Here is a 23,833-nt window from a genome sequence, read left to right as displayed (position 1 = left end):
CGGAATATAACAATAGGAGTAACCGCTCGAATGAACGAGCAGCTGACCGATCAAGTGTTGATTGAGCGAGTTCAGAACGGAGATAAGCAAGCGTTTAATCTTTTGGTACTGAGATATCAAAACAAGGTCTGCAATCTTATTTCCAGGTATGTGAGCAATTCAGGAGATGTGGCGGATGTTGCGCAGGAAGCCTTTATCAAAGCTTACCGTGCGATTCCGACCTTTCGCGGCGAAAGTGCGTTTTACACTTGGCTTTACCGTATTGCTGTTAATACTGCAAAAAATCACATCGTGGCACAAAGCCGTCGTCCGCCGGCAAGCGATGTTGATGCTGAAGAAGCTGAATTTTACGAAAGCGGCAACGCATTAAAAGAAATATCGAACCCAGAAAACATTACGCTGTCCAAAGAGTTAAAGCAGGCGGTGTTTAGTGCGATAGAAGCGTTGCCTGAAGATTTGAAAACCGCGATGACATTGCGAGAGCTAGAAGGCTTAAGCTATGAAGACATCGCTGAAGTCATGGATTGCCCCGTAGGTACGGTGCGTTCTCGTATCTTCCGTGCTCGTGAGGCGGTAGAAAAAAGAATTAAACCTCTTTTATAGCGCTAACGAGCAACAACAATGGTGAAAATAATGGCTGACAAAGAGAAACTTTCAGCGCTCATGGATGGAGAACTGGTCGATAAGCTGCTAATTCAAGAATTGGCCAGCGACCGCGACGGTCTCGACACGTGGAAAAATTACCATCTGATTGGTGATGTGCTGCGTGGTGAGGCGCCTGAGCGACCAGAATGGAATATCGCTGAAAGTGTCGCACTCGCGTTGGAAAATGAACCGGCGCATTCGACGTTTAGCACTGCCACGCCCCATATTACCGATATCAACCAAGCTCGCATTGAGTCTCAGCCTAAGCCTGAGCAAGCGCGTCGTCAGTTACCGGCTTGGTTATCCCAGTTTGGTCAAGTCGCGGTCGCGGCTTGCGTATCTTTAGCGGTAATTTTGGGCGTTCAGCAATATGGTGGCACCGATGGTGCGACGCCACAGCAAGATCAATTGCCAGTGCTTCAAACGATTCCGTTTTCAGGCAGTGCAGAACCTGTTAGCCTGACGCGCGAATCTGTTGAACGCCACAGCAATGAAGCGAACGTGCAAGAACAACGTCGCCGTGTGAATGCGTTGCTGCAAGACTATGAACTTCAATTAAGATTGAACAGTGAGAACTTAGGCTCTCATTCCGATCCAGTCGAACCGGTAGTTGAATGAAGAAATTTCTGATCAGTGCACTGACACTGTTCAGTTTGAGCATCAATCCAGCCTTTGCAGAGGAAGAGTCTGCAGAGGCTTTGTTGCATCAAATGAACGATGCCAGTCAGCATCTCAATTATGAACTGTCTTATATCCTGATTAAGAAAAACAGCATTGAACCGTTGTTGTATCGTCATGCGCGTGAAGCGAACGATCAACAGTTGGCTCACTTGGTGTACCTCAGCGGTCCGGTGCGCGAAGTGATTCGTCGCGGCAACGAGGTCAGTTATGTTGAGCCGGGAGTGGAGCCCTTTACTATCGAATCGGGCAACATGGTCGCCCCGACCATTCCGATGCTCAACAGCGATGTGAATGAGCTCAGCCAATATTACGATTTCGTCAAAGTGGGTCGAGCCCGTGAAGCGGGCGCGGCATGCCAAGTGCTGCGTATCGTGCCGAAAGATGGCCTGCGTTACTCCTATGTGTTGTGGGTCGACGAGCACAGTAACCTGCCGTTGCGCGCCGATCTGGTGGATCGTGATGGGGAAGTGCTGGAGCAATACCGCACCATTTCTTACTCCATCAGTGACAAATTGGCGGAGCTGATGTCTGGGCTGAACAAAGTCCAACTGCCGGAAGTCCTGTCGCTGCCGAAAGGCAATATTACCGACACGTTTTGGTCGGTGGGTTGGACGCCGGAAGGCTTTAAACCATTGGAACTGAACCGTTACCGCATGGCGATTACCGAACGCTTGGTGGAAAGCCAAATGTTCTCGGATGGGCTATTTAGCTTCTCGGTGTACGTCTCTGCCAGTGACAACTATTCACTCAAAGGTCAATTGGTTCGCCAAGGCCGCCGCACGTTGCACAGCTTTGTAAAAGGCGACAGCGAAATCTCGGTGGTGGGTGACATTCCGCCCGATACCGCCAAACGCATCGCTCAGTCTGTGGTGTTCCATACCGACGGAGCGCCCAAACCATGATGACAGCCTTAGCCACAGTGACCGCCGTTGCCAGCCAAAAACACGGCTATCATGTTGAACTCAGTTGCGAGCAACAAACCAGTTGCAGCGGTTGTGCGTCTTCAAAAAGTTGTGGCACGGGCATTGTCTCCAAAGCGGTGGGCAATAAAGCGCTGTTCTGGCAATTGGATACCGATAAAAAAGTAGAGCAAGGCCAGGTGGTTGAAATTGGTTTTCCTGAGAAAAGCCTGCTGCAATCGGCCGCGCTGGTGTATCTGGTGCCGCTGCTGATGATGATCCTCGGCGCTTGGTTAGCGGACGCGTGGTTGGCTCCGCTGCTTGGCATGGGGGAGGGCATCATCATTCTTACCTCGCTGCTGTTTATTGGATTAGGCATCGCGATGGCCAAACGGGGTTCGACACAACTGGAGAAACGCTCTGCACAAGAGGTGGTTCTGCTGCGCGTGCTTGGGCAACCCATCGCCTAAATTATGGTGCGAACCCCAACGAAATTGGGTAGAATCGGCCAACTTGAATGAAATGCCGCCAGATGCGGCCTTTCTTATGTCCTAATTAGTAAGAGTTTAGTCATCCCAAACCTATGAAGCACATTCGTAACTTTTCGATTATCGCCCACATTGACCATGGTAAATCGACCCTATCTGACCGTTTAATCCAAGTCTGTGGTGGATTAAGCGACCGTGAAATGGCCGAGCAAGTTCTGGACTCCATGGATCTTGAACGTGAGCGTGGCATCACCATCAAAGCGCAGAGTGTGACTCTCGATTACCATGCAAAAGATGGCGAAACCTACCAACTTAACTTCATCGACACTCCTGGACACGTGGACTTCTCGTATGAAGTGTCACGCTCTCTAGCGGCGTGTGAAGGCGCACTGCTGGTGGTCGACGCAGGTCAAGGCGTAGAAGCTCAGACCTTGGCAAACTGCTATACCGCGATCGAAATGGATCTGGAAGTGGTGCCAATCTTGAACAAGATTGACCTGCCTGCCGCAGAACCTGAGCGTGTGGCTGAAGAGATTGAAGACATCGTCGGCATCGATGCGATCGATGCGGTGCGTTGTTCAGCCAAAACCGGCGTGGGCGTGGATGAAGTGCTGGAAAAAATCGTGTCTGCGATTCCAGCGCCAGAAGGCGATCCTGATGCACCCCTGCAAGCCCTGATCATCGACTCGTGGTTCGATAACTACTTGGGCGTGGTGTCGTTGGTACGTATCAAGAACGGCAAGCTGAAGAAAAACGATAAGATCAAAGTGATGAGCACGGGCCAGGTTTGGGGTGTGGATCGCTTGGGTATTTTCACACCAAAACAAGTCGACACGAACGATCTCGAAACGGGTGAAGTGGGCTGGGTTGTGTGTGGTATTAAAGACATTCTCGGCGCGCCTGTGGGCGATACCCTGACGCTGGCGAAGAACGGCTGTGACAAACCACTGCCGGGCTTTAAGAAAGTGAAACCTCAGGTTTACGCGGGTCTGTTCCCGGTGTCGTCTGATGATTACGAAGCGTTCCGTGATGCACTGGGCAAATTGAGCCTGAATGATGCCTCGCTGTTCTACGAACCAGAAACGTCGGCCGCACTGGGCTTTGGTTTCCGTTGTGGTTTCCTTGGCATGCTGCACATGGAAATCATTCAGGAGCGTCTGGAACGTGAATACGATCTGGATCTGATCACCACGGCACCAACCGTTGTGTATGAAGTTCTGAAAACCGACAAAGAACTGATGCTCGTGGATAGCCCGGCCAAACTGCCGGCCATTAACGATATTGAAGAAATTCGTGAGCCGATTGCGCGCTGTAACATTCTGGTGCCAGCCGATTACTTGGGTAACGTGATTACCTTATGTATCGAAAAACGCGGCATTCAGGTCGATATGGTGTACCACGGGAACCAAGTGGCATTGACCTATGATATTCCGATGGCTGAAGTGGTCTTGGATTTCTTTGACCGTCTGAAATCAACGTCTCGCGGTTATGCGTCGCTCGATTACGGCTTCCAGCGTTTTGAGGCGTCGAACATGGTACGTGTCGACGTACTGCTCAACGGCGATAAAGTGGATGCGCTGGCGATCATCACGCACAAAGATCAGTCTCAGTCACGTGGTCGTCTGCTGGTAGAGAAGATGAAAGAGTTCATTCCTCGCCAAATGTTTGATATCGCGATTCAAGCGGCGATTGGTAACCACATCATCGCGCGTTCTACGGTGAAACAGCTACGTAAAAACGTTCTGGCGAAATGTTACGGTGGTGACGTGAGCCGTAAGAAGAAACTGTTGAAGAAACAGAAAGAAGGTAAGAAACGCATGAAGCAAATCGGTAACGTTGAGCTTCCTCAAGAGGCGTTCTTGGCCATTCTTCACGTAGGCAAAGATTAAACTCTATTGGTGACGGTCAGTTGCTTGCATTAACTCTCAAGTGAAAGGGTCTCGGCTCTTTCACTTTTCGTATTTTTAGATAAGGGAAGTCAATGGCGAATACATTTTCACTCTTTCTGGTCATCTTCACACTCGTGACAGGTGTCATTTGGGCACTGGAAAAATGGGTGTGGGCGAAGAAGCGTCAAGCAAAAATGGCGCAACTGCAAAGTGAAACCCACGGTATTGATGCCTCATTGACGGCGAAAATTCATCCACAACCTTGGTGGGTGGAAAACGCGGTGTCGATTTTCCCTGTGATTGCGTTTGTGCTGGTGCTGCGTTCATTTGTGTTTGAACCGTTTCAGATTCCATCGGGTTCGATGATGCCAACCTTGCTGGTGGGCGATTTTATTCTGGTGGAGAAATACGCCTACGGCCTGAAAGATCCAGTGTGGCGGACACAATTGGTCGAAACGGGTAAACCGCATCGTGGCGACATTGTGGTGTTCAAATACCCGAAAGAGCCTAGTGTTGACTACATTAAACGTGTCGTCGGCATGCCGGGCGATACCGTGCGTTACAGTAGCACCAAAGAAGTGTGCATTCAGCCCAAAGGCGAAGCGCAATGCAAACAAGTGAAGCTTTCCAACGTGGTGGAGAGTCCGTTCATTCAAAATAACATCCCCCTGATTCAGCTTGATGAGCAGTTGGGTGAAGTGAAGCACAACATTCTGATTAACCCGCTGCGTATTGATAACGTCAACGACTATCAACCGCGCCGTGGCGTGAACGAATGGGTGGTTCCACAAGGGCACTACTTTGTGATGGGTGATAACCGTGACAACAGTGCTGACAGCCGTTTTTGGGGCTTTGTTCCAGAAGCAAACTTAGTCGGTAAAGCGGTGGCGATTTGGATCAGCTTTGAGTTTGATCGTGCGTCAGACAGCGTGCTACCGGCTTGGATTCCAACTGGTGTGCGTTTTAACCGCATTGGTGGCATTAACTAGGTCAGCGAGCGCTGATCGCAACACATCGAGAGAGTATGAATTCTCCAATTAGTAGACTAGAAACTAAGCTTGGCTATCAGTTTAACAATGCTGAGCTTATCTCTTTGGCGCTGACACACCGCAGCGCCAATGGTAAACACAATGAACGTCTTGAGTTTCTGGGCGATTCAATTTTAAGTTTTGTCATTGCAGATGATCTTTACCATCGTTTTCCGAAAGTGAACGAAGGCGACATGAGTCGCATGCGTGCCACTCTCGTGCGTGGAAATACGCTTGCAGAACTGGGCCGTGAATTCGACCTAGGAGATTACTTAAAATTAGGTCCAGGCGAGTTGAAAAGTGGCGGTTTCCGTCGTGATTCAATTTTGGCCGATGCAGTAGAAGCGATTATCGGTGCGATCTATCTCGATAGCGATATCGAAGTGGCGCGCGCGACAGTGCTGAGCTGGTATCAGTCTCGTCTGGAAGCGATTAAGCCGGGCGTTTCGCAAAAAGACCCGAAAACGCGCTTGCAGGAATTCCTTCAAGGCAGAAGAAAACCGCTGCCTGTCTACACTGTGACTAATATTAAAGGTGAAGCACACAATCAGGAATTCACTGTCGCGTGTGACATTGCAGGCATCGGAGCGCCTGTGATCGGTAAAGGTACGAGCCGCCGCAAGGCAGAACAAGCGGCTGCGGAAACGGCACTAGAGCAATTGACAAATGTCTGATCAAGAATTCGATATTGATGCATATTTTGCATCCAGTGGTGAAAGTTCATCTTCACCCGACAATCAACACTGTGGTTTCGTGGCGATCGTGGGTCGTCCGAACGTGGGGAAATCAACGCTGCTGAATAATATTCTCGGCCAGAAGATTTCGATCACGTCGCGCAAACCACAAACCACGCGTCACCGCATTATGGGTGTGGATACCGATGGTGATTATCAGGCGATTTACGTCGATACACCGGGGCTACACATTGAAGAAAAACGCGCCATCAACCGCCTGATGAACCGTGCGGCGAGCAGCTCGCTCAGCGACGTGAATCTGGTGTTTTTTGTCGTGGAAGGTACGCACTGGACCGCCGATGATGAGATGGTGCTGAATAAGCTGAAGAATGCCAACTTCCCGGTCGTACTGTGTGTCAACAAAGTCGATAACGTCAAAGACCGCAACGACGTCATGCTGCACATGATGGAGCTGTCGAACAAGATGGACTTCGTCGATGTAGTGCCAATTTCCGCCAAGCTTGGCAAGAACGTTGAGGTGCTGCGCAAGCACGTGCGCGATCATCTGCCAAAAGCGGTACACCATTTCCCGGAAGAGTACGTCACCGACCGTTCACAGCGCTTTATGGCATCAGAAATCATTCGTGAAAAACTGATGCGTTTCACCGGTGAAGAGTTGCCCTACTCAGTGACCGTGGAAATTGAACGCTTTGACTACAACCCGGACACCGACGGTTTCCATATCAACGCCCTGATTCTGGTGGAACGCATCGGCCAGAAAAAAATGGTGATTGGTAACAAAGGTGAAAAGATCAAAACCATCGGCAGCCAAGCGCGTCTGGATATGGAAGAGCTGTTTGGCCGCAAGGTGTATCTGGAAACTTGGGTGAAGGTGAAATCGGGCTGGGCGGACGATGAACGTGCGCTGCGCTCACTGGGTTACATCGACGACCTATAATCTCTCCTGCACTGGCTCCGTTATGGGGCCAGTGTTTTATTGACGCTTTGCCCACTGCGAGAACGGATTGCCCACTATGTCAGACGGTCTACAACGCTGCTTTGTGCTCCATCGGCGTCCGTATAGCGAAACCAGCCTGATTCTGGATGTGTTTAGCGAAGAGTACGGACGGCTGACGTTGCTCGCCAAAGGCGCGCGTAGCAAGCGCTCCAACCTCAAAGGGGCGTTGCAGCCGTTTACGCCACTGTTGCTCAAATGGTCGGGCAACAGTTCGATGAAAACGCTGCGCCAAGCCGAAGCGATCAGCCTCGGGCTGCCGCTGACTGGCATTCACCTCTATTCAGCCATGTACGTCAACGAATTGGTTGGCCGCGTCTTGGCGCCGGAAGTGCCGTCGCCGGGTCTGTTTCATGATTACCTGTTTGCCCTGACTGAGCTGGCACAAAGCGATAACCCTGAACCACCGCTGCGCCGTTTTGAGTTGGCGCTGCTGTCGTCGCTTGGGTATGGCGTTGATTTTCTTCATTGCGCGGGAACGGGGGAGCCGGTAGACCCAGCGATGACCTATCGTTACCGCGAGCAAAAAGGCTTTATTGCGTCGGTGCGGCGCGATAACCTGACATTTCTTGGCAATGAACTGATTGCGATCAGCGAACGCCGCTTTACCACCAAAGAACAACTGCAGGCGGCAAAACGCTTTACACGCATTGCCTTAAAGCCGTATCTTGGCGGTAAACCTTTAAAAAGCCGGGAATTGTTCCGGCAAGCAATGCAACCCAGAGCACGGAGTGTAGGAAAATGAGCTCAATTCTTTTAGGTGTGAATATCGACCACGTCGCCACTTTGCGTAACGCACGCGGCACCAAATATCCGGATCCTGTGCACGCGGCTGAAATTGCGGAGCGCGCGGGAGCGGATGGTATCACCGTTCACCTGCGAGAAGACCGTCGCCATATCCTGGACCGTGACGTACGCATTCTGCGTGAAACGATTCAGACTCGAATGAACCTAGAAATGGCCGTGACCGATGAAATGGTTGAGATTGCGCTGCAAACGCAACCAGAGTTTGTGTGTCTGGTGCCGGAAAAGCGTGAAGAGTTGACCACTGAAGGTGGCCTTGACGTGATGGGCCAGTTGGAGAAAGTTAAAGCCGCGACGCAAACACTGACTGCAGCGGGCATCAAAGTGTCACTGTTCATTGACGCCGACCGCGAACAAATCGACGCGGCGAAAGCGTGTGGCGCGCCATTCATCGAATTGCACACGGGCCATTATGCCGATGCAACGTGCGAAGTGGATCAACAAAACGAACTGAAGAAAATTGCCGCGGCAGCAAGCTACGCGGCCGATCAAGGCATCATGGTCAACGCAGGTCACGGCCTGACGTATCACAACGTGGCGGCGATTGCAGCGATTCCTGAAATCTACGAACTCAACATCGGCCATGCGATCATTGGTCGCGCGGTGTTTGATGGATTGTCGAAAGCGGTTGCTGACATGAAAGCCGTGATGGACGACGCACGTCGTTAATTCGCATGATTGTTGGACTCGGCACAGACATCGCAGAAATTGAGCGCATTGAAAAAGCGCTCGCTCGCAGCGGCCGCGCGTTTGCTGAGCGCATTCTGACGGCGCAAGAACTCACGCAGTTTGATGGCCTCAAGCAACAAGGGCGTTATCTAGCTAAGCGTTTTGCTGCCAAAGAAGCCGCTTCCAAAGCCTTGGGGACGGGCATCGCGCAGGGCGTGAGTTTCCAAGATTTTGCCATCAGCAATGATGAGCAGGGCAAGCCACTGCTTCGCTTGAGTGGTAAAGCCGCGGAGCTGGCGCAGCGCAGTCACGTGGTGTCGGTGCATCTGACCATTTCGGACGAGCGCCATTATGCGGTGGCGACGGTGATCCTCGAAGCGTGAAGCAGAACGCTATCGCAACAATAAAAAAGAGGTGCTGAGCACCTCTTTTTTTGTTTGCGGTCGCAGCCCTCTACTCGGGCTGCTCGGTTAAGTAAGGTTGCGCGGTGGCGATGACCTTGTCCATCTCATCCTGCAGTTCAAACAATTCTGGCTCGACATCGCTGATACTGGCGCCTGAGCGCAGTGTTTGCTCTAGCGTGGCACATACTTTCTTCAAGCGAGGGACGCCACTGTACGAACAACTGCCGTGCAGTTTGTGCACGTGATGGAGCAGATCGGCAATCGAATATTCATCGTCTTCGAGCGCCATGGCCACCACCTGATTCACTTCCGGAATCGACTCGACCAGCATGCTCAGCATCTCGCGTGCTAAGTCTTCCTTATTGGCCGCCTGTTTGAGCGCTGCCTGCCAGTCAACGATGATGTTGCTGTGTTCCGGCTCTTCATGGAGGATTGCGGTGGCATCAAAGGCAATCGGCTCGGGCAGTTCCAGTTTGTCGACATCGTGTCGCAGCGAATCAGGACTCCAGTGCACCAGAACCTGTTGCAGAATATGCTCTTCGATCGGTTTGGTGAGGTAATCGTCCATGCCTGCTTTCAGCAGGCGATCACGTTCGCCAGACATCGCATGGGCGGTGACGGCAATCACGGGCGTATTCTGATTGAGTTCCAGTTGTTTAATTGCCTTACACGCCGTCACGCCATCCATGTGCGGCATCTGAATGTCCATCAAAATGATATCAAAATGACGCTGGCGCGCTTGCTCAATCGCATCTTGGCCGTTGGTGCAGGAAACCACCGCCTCGACTCGCTCTTGCAGCAGTGCTGTGATGAGTTTCAGGTTGGCCGGGTTGTCATCGACCGCCATCACGGTGAGTGGCATCTTGTCTTGTTTCACCGGCACGGCTTGCGCGGGCGCGTCGATCACCACAGGTTGATGGGCGATCAGGGTTTGCAGCAGTTTCTTACGCGACAGCGGCTTGGTAATACACTGCACCGGATACTGCTTCATCAGCAGGTCGGCCAGCGCCAGCTCGGTACTTGGTGTCCCGATAATCACGTGTGATGAAATGCCAATCGAGCGCTGCACCCACTGTTCCACCAACTCGACATCGGTCTCTTTGCTTGGCGCGAGGTTGAGCAGTACATAATCGAAGTGATCCGACTCTTCCGGCATCGCTGAACGATAGGTCACGGTGAGGCCCGCTTGTACCAGCAATTGCTGCACAATCGATGCCGCTTGCATGTTCGGTTCCACCAATAGCAACTGTTTTTGGCTCAGCGCTTTTGGATCCAGCCAGTCGCTCATCGGCATTTCGGTGATGTGCAGGCGCAGGGTAAACCAGAAAGTAGACCCTTGGTGCAGTCGGCTGGTCAGGCTGATTTCGCCGCCCATCTGACTGACCAGTTTTTGAGTAATCACCAAGCCCAGCCCGGTGCCGCCGTAGCGGCGAGAAATACTGGCGTCGGCCTGACTAAAGGCTTGGAATAGCTGCGCTTGCTGACGCTCGGAAATCCCGATGCCGGTGTCGCGCACCATAAATTGCAGTTCCACCACATCATCACGCTGCGAGCGCATTTCGACGCTGATGTCGATGTTGCCACGTTCGGTAAATTTGATCGAGTTGCCGACCAAGTTGGTCAGAACTTGTTGAATGCGCAGCGGGTCACCCACCAGACCGGCCGGGATCTTCGGATCCACTTTCAGGGTGATTTCCAAGCCTTTCTCGTGCGCGCTGGTGGCTTGCAGGTTAACCACCTCTTCCAGCGTTTCTTGGAACTCAAATGGAATGTTTTCCAGCGCCAGTTTGCCCGCTTCTAGTTTCGAAAAGTCGAGAATGTCATTGATGATGGTCAGCAGATTGTTGGCCGATTTTTCAATCGTTTGCAGGTAATCGGCCTGACTGTTGGTCAATTGGGTTTTCAGCATCTGACGGGTAAAGCCAATCACGCCGTTGAGCGGAGTGCGCAGCTCGTGCGACATGTTGGCCAAGAATTCCGATTTCACCCGCGCGGCTTCTTGTGCGCGTTTTTTGGCGATGTCCAACTCGACGTTTTGAATCTCGAGCTGCTCTAGGGTTTCACGTAAATCAGAGGTGGCTTGGTCGATGCTGTGTTGCATCTCCACGTGGTATTCCGACAGCGACACCGCCATTGCGTTGATGCCTTTTTTCAGCGAATCCAGCTCGCCGTGCATTTTGCCTTCAATCCGCACATCCAAGTGGCCTCGACGAATGCGGTCGACCATGTTCTTCATGTGTGTGATGGGGCGCGTCACATCGTGCATCAAACGGAAAGCAAACACGCCCGAGAGCAGCAGGCCCATGATCAGCACCAAGCAAGCGGAGAAAATTTCCTGATATTGCTGCAAACGCAGCGATGAGAGGTCGAGCTCAATCGCGATATAGCCCAGCACCGGGGTCGATTGCGCGTTGAGGCTGTCTTCAACCAAGCGGCCTTCAGCCAAAATGGGGGTGCGCAGAATGAGGGTGTTGTCGTCAAGTTGCGAGCTGCTGAGCACCGGAATCGGTTTGTCTTTCGGGTACATCAGTGCTTCGAAATTCGGGTGGAAGTTCGAGGTCACGAACAGCTCATGACGCGCATCGAACACGGCGATACTGCGAACAAATTTCGAATTTTTGCGGTGCGCGTAGCTGATGATGCGACGCACGGATTCACGACTTTGATTTTTCAGCGAATCTTCACTGGCAATGGCCAGCGGTTCAATGATGCTTGCCCCGGCATTGAGGACCTGCGTTTCCAGATCGTGATAGCGGTTGAACGAAAACAGAGCGCTGAGCAGCAGCCCGATAATCAAGGTCGGAGCCAGAGTGAGAGTAATTACGCGCGCACGTAAGCCATATCGGGTCATTATTGTCTAAACATCGTGGTGTGGATATGGGAAAATAGCCGGCAAAATGATTCGCCGACGTTACGAATAAGCGGTTAGCTTAATTCAAGTACAGTAACTTCGACAATCTTCCCCAAGCAGAATAGTGATGCTGGGGCGAAAACCATCATATAAATCACACTTAGGCACAGAGCATGGCACGTTTTTTCCAACCGAAAAAGAAAACCACCCTCAATCAGAAACACCAATCCGTCGCGGTGACGAAACTCGATCATCAAGGCGCAGGCATTGCGTATCACGACGGTAAACCGGTGTTCATTGAGGGCGCGTTGCCCGGTGAAGACGTGCTGATGCAACTGACCGAAAGCAAAAGTAAGTTTGCTCGCGCCAAGCTGATTAAGGTGCTGAAACCCAGCGCGCAACGGGTCACGCCGTTTTGCCCGCATTACGCCGAGTGCGGCGGCTGCGACTTACAGCATCTGGCGCACGCTGCGCAAATTGAACACAAGCAACAGGCGCTCAGCCAACTGATGGCTAAATTTGCCGGTCAGCAACTGGCGTTGTCGCCGCCGGTGAGTGCTTGCGATACCGGTTATCGCCGCCGCGCGCGCCTGAGCCTGCTTTGGGATAAAAAAACGCAGCAGCTGCAGTTTGGTTTTCGTCGCAAGCAGAGCAAGAGCATTGTCACCGTCACCGACTGTGCGGTGCTCGAACCGAGCTTGAATGCTCTGTTGCCAGCGCTGCACGCATTGCTGAGCGGCTTTGCGCATCCGGAGCAATTGGGCCACGTTGAATTGGTCAAAGCCGACAACACGCGTGTGTTGGTGTTGCGTCACTTGGCGCCACTGGCCGCCAAAGACCAAAGCGCATTGGAGGCGTTTGCCGCTCAGCACGACCTCACGCTGTATCGCATGCCCAGCAGCGAGTCACTGGAGCACGTTTGCGGTGAAGGCGCCGTCTATGGTGAAGTGGGGGTGACGATTCCGTTTTTGCCCAGCAACTTTATTCAGGTCAATCAGCCGGTTAATCAAGCCATGGTTGCCCAAGCGCTGGCGTGGTTGGCGGTTACCCCCGAAGAGCGCGTGTTAGATCTGTTCTGTGGTTTGGGTAACTTTAGTTTGCCACTGGCCAAGCTTGCCAAACAGGTCGTGGGTGTTGAAGGGATTGACGACATGGTCGAGCGAGCCAAGGCCAATGCCACGCGCAATGATCTGCATAACGTCTCGTTTTATCAGGCGAATTTGGAACAAGATATGACTGGCGAGACGTGGGCAGCGGAAAAATTTGATAAAGTACTACTCGACCCGGCCCGAGCTGGTGCGGCAGGGATTGTTGACCAGTTGGCGGCTTTGGGCGCCAAACGCGTGGTTTACGTCTCGTGTAATCCTGCTACGCTTGCTCGTGACAGCCAAAGCTTGCTGAGCCAGGGATTCCAGTTGGTGAAATTGGGAATGCTTGATATGTTCCCTCATACCAGTCATCTGGAATCGATGGCTTTGTTTGTAAAAAATCGGTAAGCGTCGAACTTCCGGGAGCGGAAGGGAGTCGAATACCACAAAATATAAGAATTAGGATAATCCCATGGTTGCGGTACGTAGCGCACACTTAAACCCAGACGAACAGTTTGAGCTAGAAAAATGGATTTCTAGTCTGCACCAGGAGCCAAAAACCTCCGCGAAGCTGACCGAGGTGTATCGCCAGTGCGAACACCTGCTGGAAGGCAACCCTCAGGGGCCACTTTTGTTGTGGCGCGGTCGCGAGATGATCGAAATTCTGATCACGCTCTCGATGGATCGCCCCACATTAGTGGCGGCGGTGCTGTTTCCAATTGCGACCAGCGGCTTACTGGATCGTGAAGAGCTGGAAGAACATTACGGCAAAGAGATCATTAAGCTGATCAACGGCGTGGAAGAGATGGCCGCCATCGGCCAGTTGAATGTCACGGTCCAAGGCAGCGAAGCCTCGGCGCAGGTCGATAACGTGCGCCGCATGTTGCTCGCGATGGTGGATGATTTCCGCTGCGTGGTCATCAAGCTGGCTGAACGCATCTGTAACCTGCGTGAAGTGAAAGATCAGCCAGATGAGGTCCGCCGCGCGGCCGCGAAAGAGTGTGCCAACATCTACGCGCCGCTGGCAAACCGCTTGGGCATTGGTCAGCTCAAATGGGAAATCGAAGATTACGCTTTCCGTTATCAGCAGCCGGATACCTACAAACAAATCGCCAAGCAACTCTCTGAGCGCCGCATTGTGCGCGAGCAGTACATTCGTGATTTCGTCAACGATCTGCGTAACGAGATGAGCGTCTCCAGCATCAACGCGGAAGTGAGTGGCCGTCCGAAACACATCTACAGCATCTGGCGCAAGATGCAGAAGAAAAACCTCGCATTTGACGAACTGTTCGACGTGCGCGCGGTTCGCATCATCGCCGACAAACTGCAAGATTGTTATGCGGCGCTGGGCGTGGTGCACACCAAATATCGTCACTTGCCAAGTGAGTTTGACGACTACGTGGCCAATCCGAAACCCAACGGCTATCAGTCGATCCATACGGTGATTTTGGGGCCGGAAGGCAAGACCATCGAGATTCAGATCCGCACCAAGCAGATGCACGAAGAGTCGGAGCTGGGGGTGGCGGCGCACTGGAAATACAAAGAAGGCGCCAGCAGCGGCCGTAGTGGCTACGACGAGAAAATTACGTGGTTGCGTAAACTGCTCGATTGGCAAGAAGAGATGTCCGATTCTGGCGAAATGCTGGATGAACTGCGCAGTCAGGTGTTTGATGATCGCGTGTATGCCTTTACGCCACGCGGTGATGTGGTCGATCTGCCGATGGGCGCGACGCCACTGGATTTCGCTTACCACATTCACTCTGAAGTGGGCCATCGTTGTATCGGGGCCAAAGTGGGCGGTCGTATCGTGCCATTCACCCACAAACTACGCATGGGCGATCAGGTGGAAATTATCACCGCCAAAGAACCCAACCCATCGCGCGACTGGTTAAACCCGTCGCTGGGCTTTGTGCATTCCGGCCGTGCGCGTGCCAAGATCAACGCGTGGTTCCGCAAACAGAGTCGCGAGAAAAACCTCGAAGCGGGTCGTGAGATTCTGGAAGCGGAACTGGTGAAAATCGGTGCCACGCTCAAAGACGCTGAAGCCTACGCGCTGAAACGATTTAACGTGAACACCGCCGACGAACTGTATGTCGGTGTGGGTAGCGGTGATCTGCGTATCAACCAAATCGTCAACCACATCAATGCGTTGGTGAACAAACCAACGGCCGAAGAAGAAGACAAGCTGGTGCTTGAAAAACTTCAGGTTGGTGAAAACAGAGCCGCTGGCGCGCCGCATCGCACACACAAAGACGCGGTGGTGGTGGAAGGGGTTGATAACCTCATGACCCACTTAGCGCGCTGCTGTCAGCCGATTCCGGGCGATGAAATCAAAGGTTACATCACACAAGGGCGTGGCATTTCCGTGCACCGCAGCGACTGTGAACAGCTGGAAGAGCTGAGCCATCATGCGCCGGAACGCATCATCGATACCGTATGGGGTCGAGGGTTTGTGGGCACTTACCACATCACGCTGCGCATCGAAGCGATGGAGCGGGTGGGGCTGCTAAAAGACATCACCACCTTGCTCAGCAACGAGAAAGTGAAAGTCACCACCATGAAGAGCCGCAGCGATTACAAGCGTCAAATCATCATCATGGACTTTGAGCTGGAAGTGAACAGCGTCGAAGTGTTTGAGCGTGTCTCGAAACGCATCGAACAGATCAAAGATGTGATGCTGGTCAAACGGCTTGGCTAAAGTTCTGGTGGTCTAAAGCGCCCATCAGCGAAGTAGCCAATCATTATCAATTGAAGGCGAGTGGGGGAATCTGCTCGCCTTTTTCATATTTAGACCGGGTTTTAGAAAAAGGACATCTGTCGTATGCCTCATCCAATCGAACACCTTGAACACATCATGGCCAGCCTGCGCGATCCACAAACCGGCTGTCCGTGGGATCAACAGCAAACCTTCGACACCATTGTGCCGCACACCATCGAAGAGACGTTTGAAGTGGTGGATGCCATTCACAATCAAGATTGGCCGAATTTGCAAGAAGAGTTGGGGGATTTGCTGTTTCAGGTGATTTTCTACAGCCAACTGGCCAAAGAGCAGGGACTGTTTGAGTTTCGTGATGTGGTGGATTCGGTCAATGAGAAGCTCACTCGCCGCCATCCGCACGTGTTTGGCGACGCAAGCTTTGCCGACGAAGCGGCGCTCAATGCCAACTGGGAAGCGGAAAAAGCCAAAGAAAAAGCCAAGGCAGGCAAAAGCGAACAAAGTATTCTAGACTCTATACCACACTCATTACCGGCGTTATCCAAGGCCAATAAAATCCAGAAAAAGTGCGCGAAATACGGCTTTGACTGGAAAACGCTTGGGCCGGTGGTGGATAAAGTTCACGAAGAGATCGATGAAGTGATGGCCGAAGTGCTACAGGTCGATGTGGATGAACAGAAAGTGGAAGAAGAGCTGGGTGATCTGCTGTTTGCGACCGTCAATTTAGTGCGCCATTTGGGCAAGGATCCGGAAGTGGCGCTGATGAAGGCCAATCACAAGTTTGTGCGTCGTTTTCAAGGGGTGGAAGCCCAGGTTCATGCGCAAGGTAAACATCTGCAACACTTTTCTTTGCCAGAGCTCGATGCGATGTGGGAGACCGTCAAACGCCAAGAAAAGGCGCAGTAGCGGCGTTTGCAGGGGGTTGCGTTGTCCTTCCGCAGGAAGTGAAATAAAAACGAATGGAAATCCCTGAACTTCACTTTGATTTGAAGCAAAAAATAAAAAACTGAGTGTGATAGATTTCACGTTGTGGCGATAAATGGGTTCTGGTATAGTTTCGTCCCGTCCAGAAGAAATCCATTTCCCTCATTCAACCAATTTCAGGTTAAACATGACGACAAATTATATTTTTGTTACTGGCGGGGTTGTATCCTCTCTAGGTAAAGGTATTGCAGCAGCATCTCTTGCAGCGATTTTAGAAGCTCGTGGTCTTAAAGTGACCATGATGAAGCTTGACCCTTACATCAACGTTGACCCAGGCACAATGAGCCCAACTCAACACGGTGAAGTGTTCGTTACGGAAGATGGCGCGGAAACTGACCTAGACCTTGGTCACTACGAGCGTTTCATTCGTACCAAAATGACCAAGCGCAACAACTTCACTGCAGGTCGTGTTTACGCTGACGTTCTACGTAAAGAACGCCGTGGCGACTACCTGGGTGCAACCATTCAGGTTATCCCTCATATTACAAACGCGATCAAAGATCGTGTCATTGCTGGCTCTGAAGGCCACGATATCGCCATCGTTGAAGTTGGCGGTACGGTTGGTGACATCGAGTCACTGCCATTCATGGAAGCAATTCGTCAGCTTGCGATCGAAGTGGGCCGCGAAAACGCGATGTTCATGCACCTGACGCTGGTTCCTTACCTCGCCGCAGCAGGCGAAGTGAAAACGAAGCCAACACAACACTCAGTGAAAGAACTACTGTCTATCGGTATTCAACCTGATATCTTGGTTTGCCGTAGCGATCGCATGATCCCTGCCAACGAACGTAAGAAAATCGCACTGTTCTGTAACGTGGCTGAAAAAGCTGTGATCTCCATGAAAGACGTGGATTCGATCTACAAGATTCCTCAACTGATCCGCTCTCAAGGTCTAGATGATCTGGTGTGTACTCGTTTTGGTATCAGCGCGCCAGAAGCGGACCTGTCTGAATGGGAACAGGTGATCTACGAAGAAGCGAATCCAACCGGTGAAGTCACGATTGGTATGGTCGGTAAGTACATCGAACTGCCAGATGCGTACAAATCGGTGAACGAAGCGTTGAAACACGCAGGCCTGAAAAACCGCCTGAGCGTGACCATTAAATACATCGATTCTCAAGATGTTGAGACCAAAGGTGCTGATATCCTTGATGGTCTTGATGCGATTTTGGTACCAGGTGGCTTTGGCGATCGTGGTATCGAAGGGAAGATTCGTGCGGCGCAATACGCACGTGAAAACAACATTCCTTACCTGGGTATCTGTTTAGGTATGCAGGTCGCACTGATCGAATACGCGCGCAACGTCGCGGGTATGGAAGGTGCACATTCAACAGAATTTAACAAAGACACCAAATACCCTGTGGTAGGCTTGATCACCGAATGGGTCGACGAGCAAGGTAACGTTGAAGAACGTACTGAAGCGTCAGATCTGGGTGGTACCATGCGTTTGGGTTCACAGCTGTGTCACCTTGCGAAAGGTTCAAAAGCTTACGAACTGTACGGCAGCGCTACGATTCACGAGCGTCACCGTCACCGTTACGAAGTGAACAACAACCTGCGTCCACAGATTGAAAAAGCAGGTCTGAAAGTGTCTGGTTTGTCTGCTGATAAGAAACTGGTAGAAGTGATTGAGAACCCGGCTCACCCTTGGTTTGTCGCGGCTCAATTCCACCCAGAATTCACATCAACGCCTCGCGATGGTCACCCATTGTTTGCAGGCTTTGTGAAAGCTGCAGGTCAGTTCCAGCGCGGCGAATTGAAGTAAAAAAAGGATATGGGTAGCGGCTTGCGTTGTGCGGCTACCCGTTTAGTTTTGACATTTAAATTCAATGAGAGGAAACATTAATGTCTAAGATCGTTAAAGTTCTAGGTCGTGAAATCATCGACTCACGTGGTAACCCAACTGTTGAAGCTGAAGTTCACCTAGAAGGCGGTTTCGTAGGTATGGCTGCTGCACCATCAGGTGCATCAACTGGTTCTCGTGAAGCTCTTGAGCTGCGTGATGGCGACAAATCTCGTTTCCTAGGTAAAGGCGTACTGAAAGCGATCGCTGCAGTAAACGGTCCTATCGCTGAAGCGCTAGTGGGCAAAGATGCGAAAGACCAAGCAACTGTTGACCAAATCATGATCGACCTAGATGGCACTGAAAACAAATCTAACTTCGGTGCAAACGCAATCCTAGCTGTATCTCTAGCAAACGCGAAAGCAGCAGCAGCTTCTAAAGGCATGCCTCTGTACGAGCACATCGCTGAACTGAACGGCACTGCAGGTCAATTCTCTATGCCTCTACCAATGATGAATATCATCAACGGTGGTGAGCACGCAGACAACAACGTTGATATCCAAGAATTCATGATTCAACCAGTTGGCGCGAAAACTCTGAAAGAAGCGGTACGTATCGGTTCTGAAGTATTCCACAACCTAGCTAAAGTTCTGAAAGCAAAAGGTTACAACACTGCAGTTGGTGACGAAGGCGGTTTCGCTCCTAACCTGAAATCTAACGCAGAAGCACTAGAAGTTATCGCAGAAGCAGTTGCAGCAGCTGGCTACGTTCTGGGTAAAGACGTGACTCTAGCGATGGACTGTGCAGCATCTGAGTTCTTCGACAAAGACGCTGGCATCTACAACATGAAAGGCGAAGGCAAAACCTTCACTTCTGAAGAGTTCAACCACTACCTAGCAGAGCTAGTTGAGAAGTTCCCAATCGTTTCTATCGAAGACGGTCTGGACGAGTCTGACTGGGATGGTTTCGCACACCAAACTCAACTGCTGGGCAACAAGATCCAACTTGTTGGTGACGATCTGTTCGTAACTAACACTAAGATCCTTGCTGAAGGTATCGAGAAAGGCATCGCTAACTCTATCCTGATCAAATTCAACCAAATCGGTTCTCTGACTGAGACTCTAGCTGCAATCAAGATGGCTAAAGATGCAGGTTACACTGCAGTAATCTCTCACCGTTCAGGCGAAACTGAAGATGCAACTATCGCTGACCTAGCGGTAGGTACTGCAGCAGGCCAAATCAAAACTGGTTCTATGAGCCGTTCTGACCGCGTTGCTAAGTACAACCAACTGATCCGTATCGAAGAAGCACTGGGCGAACGTGCACCTTTCAACGGTCTGAAAGAAGTGAAAGGCCAAGCTTAATTCAAAGCTTAGCGTTGACGCTTAAAAAAGCCCCGCATTGCGGGGCTTTTTGCGTTTAAGTCACTGGGTTTAGCCCCCATTCTGAATGGCATGGATCCGGCGCTTATCCAGCTCGTCACGAATCTGCTTGCCACCAAAGCCTGCGGCGATCACCTGCTGCACATCCACGTTGAGCGCGGCGCGATACGCGCGCAGAAAGATATCCCTTTGTGGGTAGGGGTTCTGTTCTAGCCCCAAACGTCCCCGATGGTCCGCTTCGCAGCACAGCAGTACTTCATCGAGTCGCTGCGGTTTACGCCAGACATCCAGTTGATTGAGCACTTTGAGTTTGGTTGCCGGTTTAAGTTCGGCGGCGCGATGAACATTGGAATGTTGCGCGCACACCGCCAAGGCTAAGTCACGAAACTCATTTGGCACTTTGACGCGCGCGCACAGCGCTTCGATGATCTTCAATCCGGTATGACAATGCAGTTTGTGGCTCGGCCATTCGCTGGCTGGCGTCACGCCTTTGCCGAGGTCGTGCACCTGCGCGGCAAAGCGCACCGTGAGCGATTCCGACAGCAGCGCTGCTTGTTCGGCCACCATCAGCGTGTGTACGCCGGTATCGATTTCCGGATGCCATTTTTCAGGCTGAGGCACACCAAACAAACGGTCGAGTTCTGGCAGTACGATCTGCAATGCACCGCAGTCACGCAGGACTTGCAGAAAAATATGCGGGCTTTGCGTCGACAGCGATTTGTGCCACTCCTGCCAGACGCGCTCTGGTGTCAGATGTGCCAGTTCACCCGAAGCGCTGATGCGCTGCATTAAGGCCAGAGTTTCATCGGCGACGGAAAACCCCAGATGCGCGAGTTTGGCGGCAAAACGGGCCACCCGCAGCACTCGCAATGGATCTTCGACAAACGCTTCCGAGACATGACGCAGCACGCGATCATGCAGATCGCGCTGGCCACCATAGGGGTCGATCAGCGTGCCGTCTTGATCTTGCGCCATGGCGTTGATGGTAAGATCGCGGCGCTGTAGATCGGCTTCTAACGTCACATCGGGCGCAAAATGGCAGGCGAAACCGGTATAACCCGCCCCCGTTTTACGTTCCGTGCGCGCTAGGGCGTGCTCTTCACGGGTTTTCGGATGCAGAAACACCGGAAAGTCTTTGCCGACGGCCTGAAAGCCAGCCTGTAGCATGGCGTCTGGGCTACTGCCCACCACGACCCAATCTTTGTCATATATTGGAAGCTGAAGCAATTGGTCGCGAACTGCGCCGCCCACGAGATAAATTTGCACCACGGAACCTCAATAATTACGTTTATGGCGTTGGATAATCATAGTCACAATGATACTTTGCGCCTAATGACATTCAAAGAGACGAGCGCATGTATCCAGAATTTTTCGGCCTGATAGAACATCCGTTCTCGATTGTGCCCAATTCTCGGTATTTATATTTAAGTCAACGACATAAAGAAGCGATGGCTCATCTTCAAGCCGGACTGGGCGATGGCGGTGGCTTTGCCATGTTGACCGGTGAAGTGGGTACTGGCAAAACCACGGTCGCCAAAGCCATCTTAGCGGGCTTGCCCGCCCAGACTCGCGCAGGGTTTATTCTCAATCCCACTTTTTCTGAGCGCGAGCTGCTCGAAGCGATTTGCGATGAGTTTGCGATCAAATACCCAGCGCAGGCGACGCTCAAACAACTCAGCCAAGTGCTGTATCAGTTTCTGCTCAATGAATACGCCAACGGCATTCAAGTGTTGCTGGTGATTGATGAAGCGCAGCACCTAGCGCCCGATGTGCTGGAGCAACTGCGCTTGCTCACCAATTTAGAAACTGAAAGCCGCAAGCTGTTGAAAGTACTTTTGATTGGCCAGCCTGAACTGCAATACAAATTGCAATTGCCCCAGTTGCGTCAGTTGGCGCAGCGCATCACCGGGCGTTACCATTTGCTGCCGCTCGATATCAGTGAAACCGCGCACTACATTCGTTTTCGCCTGCAACAGGCTGGTGGGGACGGCCATTTGTTCTCTGCGCGCAGCGCCAAATGGATTGCGCAGCAAACTCATGGGATTCCGCGTTTGATCAATCTGGTGTGCGATGCTGCATTGAAAAGCGCGTATCAGGCCGGAGAACGCACCCTCAGTTTGGAGCGGGTAAAGCAAGCGTGTACGCAAATCATGAGTTTCCAGTCGACGGTGTATCAGCCTCAGGGGCAGGCAAGGGCGCGACGTTTTCCGCTTGTCGGCGTGATGTCTGCGCTCCTTGGGATTGGTTTGGCGGCAGCAATCGCTTATGGGATGCCGCCATACCTTAACCGGATGATTGAACAGCAGTGGCCATTGCCAGCGCCCGTACAAGCGTCTGAGCAGACGGTTTTCCCCAAAACGGTCGAAGATGCGTTGAAAGGTGCCACCGACCGTGAGCAGGCGATGAGAGCCTTGTACGCTGTTTGGGGGTATGAGGCGTCCGTGATCGAAAGTTTCTGTCAGCGCTCGGCGTCATCGTCCTTGGAGTGCGAGCAGAACATGGGGGATTGGCAACGCTTAGCGGCATTGAATCTGCCCGTGGTGTTGACGCTCAACTGGCAGGGGCTGCGCACGTACGCCGTGCTGTACCGCATGCAGGGCGAAGACGTTGAACTGCTGATCCAAGGGCAGCGCGTGCGCATTGGCCGCGAGTGGATCGAGCCGTTATGGCAGGGCGAGTATCGCGTGGTCTGGCAACCGTCGTTCTATCAGACATTGCGCTCGGGCATGCGCGGTGAGGCCATCACGCTGCTAGACGCTAAGTTGTCTCGTTTACTGGGCGAACCTGAGCGCCATGTCACCGAGTATGACCAAGAGGTGAAACGCAAAGTAGAAATTTTTCAGCGTTGGCAGCATATGCAAGTCGATGGGATTGCCGGACGCCAGACGCTACGTCAGTTGGATTTGCTCACGCAGCAACACGGCCCACGCCTGATGGAGGTGCAGTAATGTCTCAGGTGATGAAAGCGCTGCAGCGCTCTGAGCTCAGCCATCAACAATACACCGGATATGCCATGGGCATGGCGCCGATGGAGCAAGCGATCGCACCACAGCGAGGGTTTCGTTGGTATCACGCCTTGTGGCTTACACTGCCGGGCTTGGCCACAGTTGCCGTGCTCGGTTACCAAGGAATTGAACGCCAGCAACTTGCGATTGCGCAGCAGGCCGCTACTCCGCCAGCGGTGATTGATGTGGCGGCGCCGTATCAGCAATTGGCGTATCCCGACTTTGGCCCGCTCATTCGCACCCATGTTGAGGTGCCGATATTTGATGAGGAATCCAAGTTTGATGATGTGGCGAATGTTGCGCTAAATCAGACTGAATCGAACAAGGCGCAACCTGAACGCGTCGAAGGAAAGACTACCACCGCAGCCCAAGAGCGTCAGCCGATTCAATCCACGGCGACAGTCGTGACAGCCAAGTCGGCACCGAGTTCGAACGCACAGGTCGAGCAGCAGAGCCAGATGGCGCTGAGTGAATTGGACCTCAGTCAGCTGTCGCCTGAAATGGCCGCCAGAGTGGAATCGATTCTTAAAGCCAATCATGAAGCAGACCACAGCGCACCAGAGACATCGACAGCGCAAGCGCTGCCCTTGGTGCAACACAGCGATGAGTTGACGGGGAGATTACCGGCGATGAACTTTCAAACTCACGTGTACGCCAGCAATGCGGTGAAGCGGTGGATCAAAGTCAACGGCGTCGAGTATCACGAAGGGGATAAGATGGGGGATGAGGTGCAGTTAGTGGCAATCAAGCCGCAAAGCACCATTGTGCGGTTTAGAAATCAGCAGATAGAAATTCCAGCGCTTTACGATTGGCGCGGATAAAAAAACG

Annotated in this window: 20 protein-coding genes; 18 read left to right on the top strand and 2 right to left on the bottom strand. The window is 52.2% G+C overall.

Going from position 1 to position 23,833, the window contains the following annotated elements; all coding sequences use genetic code 11:
• Positions 1–30 precede the first annotated feature (30 nt).
• The 11 genes from rpoE to acpS all read left to right on the top strand — a co-directional run bounded on the left by rpoE (position 31) and on the right by acpS (position 9,175).
• The gene (gene rpoE, locus VFA_RS21425; RefSeq protein WP_004729159.1) at positions 31–603 is read left to right on the top strand and encodes an RNA polymerase sigma factor RpoE; all 573 of its coding nucleotides are present in this window, start codon (positions 31–33) and stop codon (positions 601–603) included.
• 30 nt (positions 604–633) lie between these two features.
• The gene (locus VFA_RS21420) at positions 634–1,263 is read left to right on the top strand and encodes a sigma-E factor negative regulatory protein (RefSeq protein WP_038152699.1); all 630 of its coding nucleotides are present in this window, start codon (positions 634–636) and stop codon (positions 1,261–1,263) included.
• Positions 1,260–2,228 (top strand): sigma-E factor regulatory protein RseB, encoded by a 969-nt coding sequence (gene rseB, locus VFA_RS21415; RefSeq protein ID WP_004729155.1) that lies wholly within the window; start codon positions 1,260–1,262, stop codon positions 2,226–2,228. The genes VFA_RS21420 and rseB overlap by 4 nt, the downstream gene beginning before the upstream one ends.
• Positions 2,225–2,695 carry a SoxR reducing system RseC family protein gene (locus tag VFA_RS21410; RefSeq protein ID WP_004729153.1) on the top strand — a complete coding sequence of 157 codons (471 nt, stop codon included), beginning with the start codon at positions 2,225–2,227 and terminating at the stop codon, positions 2,693–2,695. The genes rseB and VFA_RS21410 overlap by 4 nt, the downstream gene beginning before the upstream one ends.
• 113 nt (positions 2,696–2,808) lie before the next feature.
• Positions 2,809–4,602 carry a translation elongation factor 4 gene (gene lepA / locus VFA_RS21405; protein WP_004729151.1) on the top strand — a complete coding sequence of 598 codons (1,794 nt, stop codon included), beginning with the start codon at positions 2,809–2,811 and terminating at the stop codon, positions 4,600–4,602.
• Positions 4,603–4,694: 92 nt separating this feature from the next.
• Positions 4,695–5,591: a signal peptidase I gene (gene lepB / locus VFA_RS21400; RefSeq protein ID WP_004729149.1), complete on the top strand. Its 897-nt coding sequence runs from the start codon at positions 4,695–4,697 to the stop codon at positions 5,589–5,591.
• A gap of 35 nt (positions 5,592–5,626) precedes the next feature.
• Positions 5,627–6,304 (top strand): ribonuclease III, encoded by a 678-nt coding sequence (rnc, locus tag VFA_RS21395; RefSeq protein WP_004729147.1) that lies wholly within the window; start codon positions 5,627–5,629, stop codon positions 6,302–6,304.
• Entirely contained in the window at positions 6,297–7,262 is a 966-nt protein-coding gene (era, locus tag VFA_RS21390; RefSeq protein ID WP_004729145.1) for a GTPase Era, read from the top strand. The genes rnc and era overlap by 8 nt, the downstream gene beginning before the upstream one ends.
• Positions 7,263–7,338: 76 nt before the next feature.
• Positions 7,339–8,064 carry a DNA repair protein RecO gene (gene recO / locus VFA_RS21385; protein ID WP_004729143.1) on the top strand — a complete coding sequence of 242 codons (726 nt, stop codon included), beginning with the start codon at positions 7,339–7,341 and terminating at the stop codon, positions 8,062–8,064.
• Positions 8,061–8,792 (top strand): pyridoxine 5'-phosphate synthase, encoded by a 732-nt coding sequence (pdxJ, locus tag VFA_RS21380; RefSeq protein WP_004729141.1) that lies wholly within the window; start codon positions 8,061–8,063, stop codon positions 8,790–8,792. Before recO ends, pdxJ begins: the two co-directional genes overlap by 4 nt.
• A 5-nt stretch (positions 8,793–8,797) precedes the next feature.
• A complete protein-coding gene (gene acpS, locus VFA_RS21375) occupies positions 8,798–9,175 on the top strand; it encodes a holo-ACP synthase (protein ID WP_004729139.1) in 378 nt (125 codons plus the stop codon).
• A gap of 70 nt (positions 9,176–9,245) precedes the next feature.
• Here the strand turns inward: acpS and barA are convergent, their stop codons facing one another.
• Complete coding sequence (barA, locus tag VFA_RS21370; protein WP_004729137.1) at positions 9,246–12,047, bottom strand: two-component sensor histidine kinase BarA; 2,802 nt, start codon at positions 12,045–12,047, stop codon at positions 9,246–9,248.
• Between the two features lie 173 nt (positions 12,048–12,220).
• Between barA and rlmD the strand changes: the two genes are divergently transcribed.
• From rlmD to eno, 5 genes are all read left to right on the top strand, one after another.
• Positions 12,221–13,543, top strand: coding sequence for a 23S rRNA (uracil(1939)-C(5))-methyltransferase RlmD (gene rlmD / locus VFA_RS21365; RefSeq protein ID WP_004729135.1), 1,323 nt, complete (start codon positions 12,221–12,223; stop codon positions 13,541–13,543).
• A gap of 64 nt (positions 13,544–13,607) precedes the next feature.
• Complete coding sequence (relA, locus tag VFA_RS21360; RefSeq protein WP_004729132.1) at positions 13,608–15,833, top strand: GTP diphosphokinase; 2,226 nt, start codon at positions 13,608–13,610, stop codon at positions 15,831–15,833.
• Positions 15,834–15,956: 123 nt separating this feature from the next.
• Positions 15,957–16,757: a nucleoside triphosphate pyrophosphohydrolase gene (gene mazG / locus VFA_RS21355; RefSeq protein ID WP_004729131.1), complete on the top strand. Its 801-nt coding sequence runs from the start codon at positions 15,957–15,959 to the stop codon at positions 16,755–16,757.
• A 205-nt stretch (positions 16,758–16,962) separates the two neighbouring features.
• A complete protein-coding gene (locus VFA_RS21350; RefSeq protein ID WP_004729128.1) occupies positions 16,963–18,600 on the top strand; it encodes a CTP synthase in 1,638 nt (545 codons plus the stop codon).
• 80 nt (positions 18,601–18,680) lie between these two features.
• Positions 18,681–19,982, top strand: coding sequence for a phosphopyruvate hydratase (gene eno, locus VFA_RS21345; RefSeq protein WP_004729126.1), 1,302 nt, complete (start codon positions 18,681–18,683; stop codon positions 19,980–19,982).
• Positions 19,983–20,051: 69 nt separating this feature from the next.
• Here eno and VFA_RS21340 read toward each other — a convergent pair whose 3' ends face one another.
• Positions 20,052–21,266, bottom strand: a complete 1,215-nt coding sequence (locus tag VFA_RS21340) for a multifunctional CCA addition/repair protein (protein ID WP_038152711.1) — start codon at positions 21,264–21,266, stop codon at positions 20,052–20,054.
• Positions 21,267–21,355: 89 nt separating this feature from the next.
• Between VFA_RS21340 and VFA_RS21335 the strand changes: the two genes are divergently transcribed.
• Both VFA_RS21335 and VFA_RS21330 read left to right on the top strand, forming a co-directional pair.
• On the top strand, positions 21,356–22,948 hold the full coding sequence (locus VFA_RS21335) for an ExeA family protein (RefSeq protein WP_004729123.1): 1,593 nt from the start codon (positions 21,356–21,358) through the stop codon (positions 22,946–22,948).
• Positions 22,948–23,826, top strand: a complete 879-nt coding sequence (locus VFA_RS21330) for a general secretion pathway protein GspB (protein WP_004729121.1) — start codon at positions 22,948–22,950, stop codon at positions 23,824–23,826. The genes VFA_RS21335 and VFA_RS21330 overlap by 1 nt, the downstream gene beginning before the upstream one ends.
• Positions 23,827–23,833 lie beyond the last annotated feature (7 nt).

Source organism: Vibrio furnissii CIP 102972 (genome assembly GCF_000176175.1).
Classification (GTDB): Bacteria; Pseudomonadota; Gammaproteobacteria; order Enterobacterales; family Vibrionaceae; genus Vibrio; species Vibrio furnissii.
The sequence above is the reverse complement of the archived record's forward strand: the minus strand, read 5'-3'. Positions and strand labels throughout refer to the sequence as shown.

What these genes read in the sequence shown, in the direction of transcription:
- VFA_RS21350 (WP_004729128.1), top strand. Translation starts at nt 16,963, where the DNA reads ATGACGACAAATTATATTTTTGTTACTGGCGGGGTTGTATCCTCTCTA.
- acpS (WP_004729139.1), top strand. Translation starts at nt 8,798, where the DNA reads ATGATTGTTGGACTCGGCACAGACATCGCAGAAATTGAGCGCATTGAA.
- lepB (WP_004729149.1), top strand. Translation starts at nt 4,695, where the DNA reads ATGGCGAATACATTTTCACTCTTTCTGGTCATCTTCACACTCGTGACA.
- rpoE (WP_004729159.1), top strand. Translation starts at nt 31, where the DNA reads ATGAACGAGCAGCTGACCGATCAAGTGTTGATTGAGCGAGTTCAGAAC.
- VFA_RS21335 (WP_004729123.1), top strand. Translation starts at nt 21,356, where the DNA reads ATGTATCCAGAATTTTTCGGCCTGATAGAACATCCGTTCTCGATTGTG.
- rseB (WP_004729155.1), top strand. Translation starts at nt 1,260, where the DNA reads ATGAAGAAATTTCTGATCAGTGCACTGACACTGTTCAGTTTGAGCATC.
- mazG (WP_004729131.1), top strand. Translation starts at nt 15,957, where the DNA reads ATGCCTCATCCAATCGAACACCTTGAACACATCATGGCCAGCCTGCGC.
- VFA_RS21420 (WP_038152699.1), top strand. Translation starts at nt 634, where the DNA reads ATGGCTGACAAAGAGAAACTTTCAGCGCTCATGGATGGAGAACTGGTC.
- barA (WP_004729137.1), bottom strand. Translation starts at nt 12,047, where the DNA reads ATGACCCGATATGGCTTACGTGCGCGCGTAATTACTCTCACTCTGGCT.
- lepA (WP_004729151.1), top strand. Translation starts at nt 2,809, where the DNA reads ATGAAGCACATTCGTAACTTTTCGATTATCGCCCACATTGACCATGGT.
- VFA_RS21330 (WP_004729121.1), top strand. Translation starts at nt 22,948, where the DNA reads ATGTCTCAGGTGATGAAAGCGCTGCAGCGCTCTGAGCTCAGCCATCAA.
- pdxJ (WP_004729141.1), top strand. Translation starts at nt 8,061, where the DNA reads ATGAGCTCAATTCTTTTAGGTGTGAATATCGACCACGTCGCCACTTTG.
- recO (WP_004729143.1), top strand. Translation starts at nt 7,339, where the DNA reads ATGTCAGACGGTCTACAACGCTGCTTTGTGCTCCATCGGCGTCCGTAT.
- eno (WP_004729126.1), top strand. Translation starts at nt 18,681, where the DNA reads ATGTCTAAGATCGTTAAAGTTCTAGGTCGTGAAATCATCGACTCACGT.
- VFA_RS21410 (WP_004729153.1), top strand. Translation starts at nt 2,225, where the DNA reads ATGATGACAGCCTTAGCCACAGTGACCGCCGTTGCCAGCCAAAAACAC.
- rnc (WP_004729147.1), top strand. Translation starts at nt 5,627, where the DNA reads ATGAATTCTCCAATTAGTAGACTAGAAACTAAGCTTGGCTATCAGTTT.
- relA (WP_004729132.1), top strand. Translation starts at nt 13,608, where the DNA reads ATGGTTGCGGTACGTAGCGCACACTTAAACCCAGACGAACAGTTTGAG.
- rlmD (WP_004729135.1), top strand. Translation starts at nt 12,221, where the DNA reads ATGGCACGTTTTTTCCAACCGAAAAAGAAAACCACCCTCAATCAGAAA.
- era (WP_004729145.1), top strand. Translation starts at nt 6,297, where the DNA reads ATGTCTGATCAAGAATTCGATATTGATGCATATTTTGCATCCAGTGGT.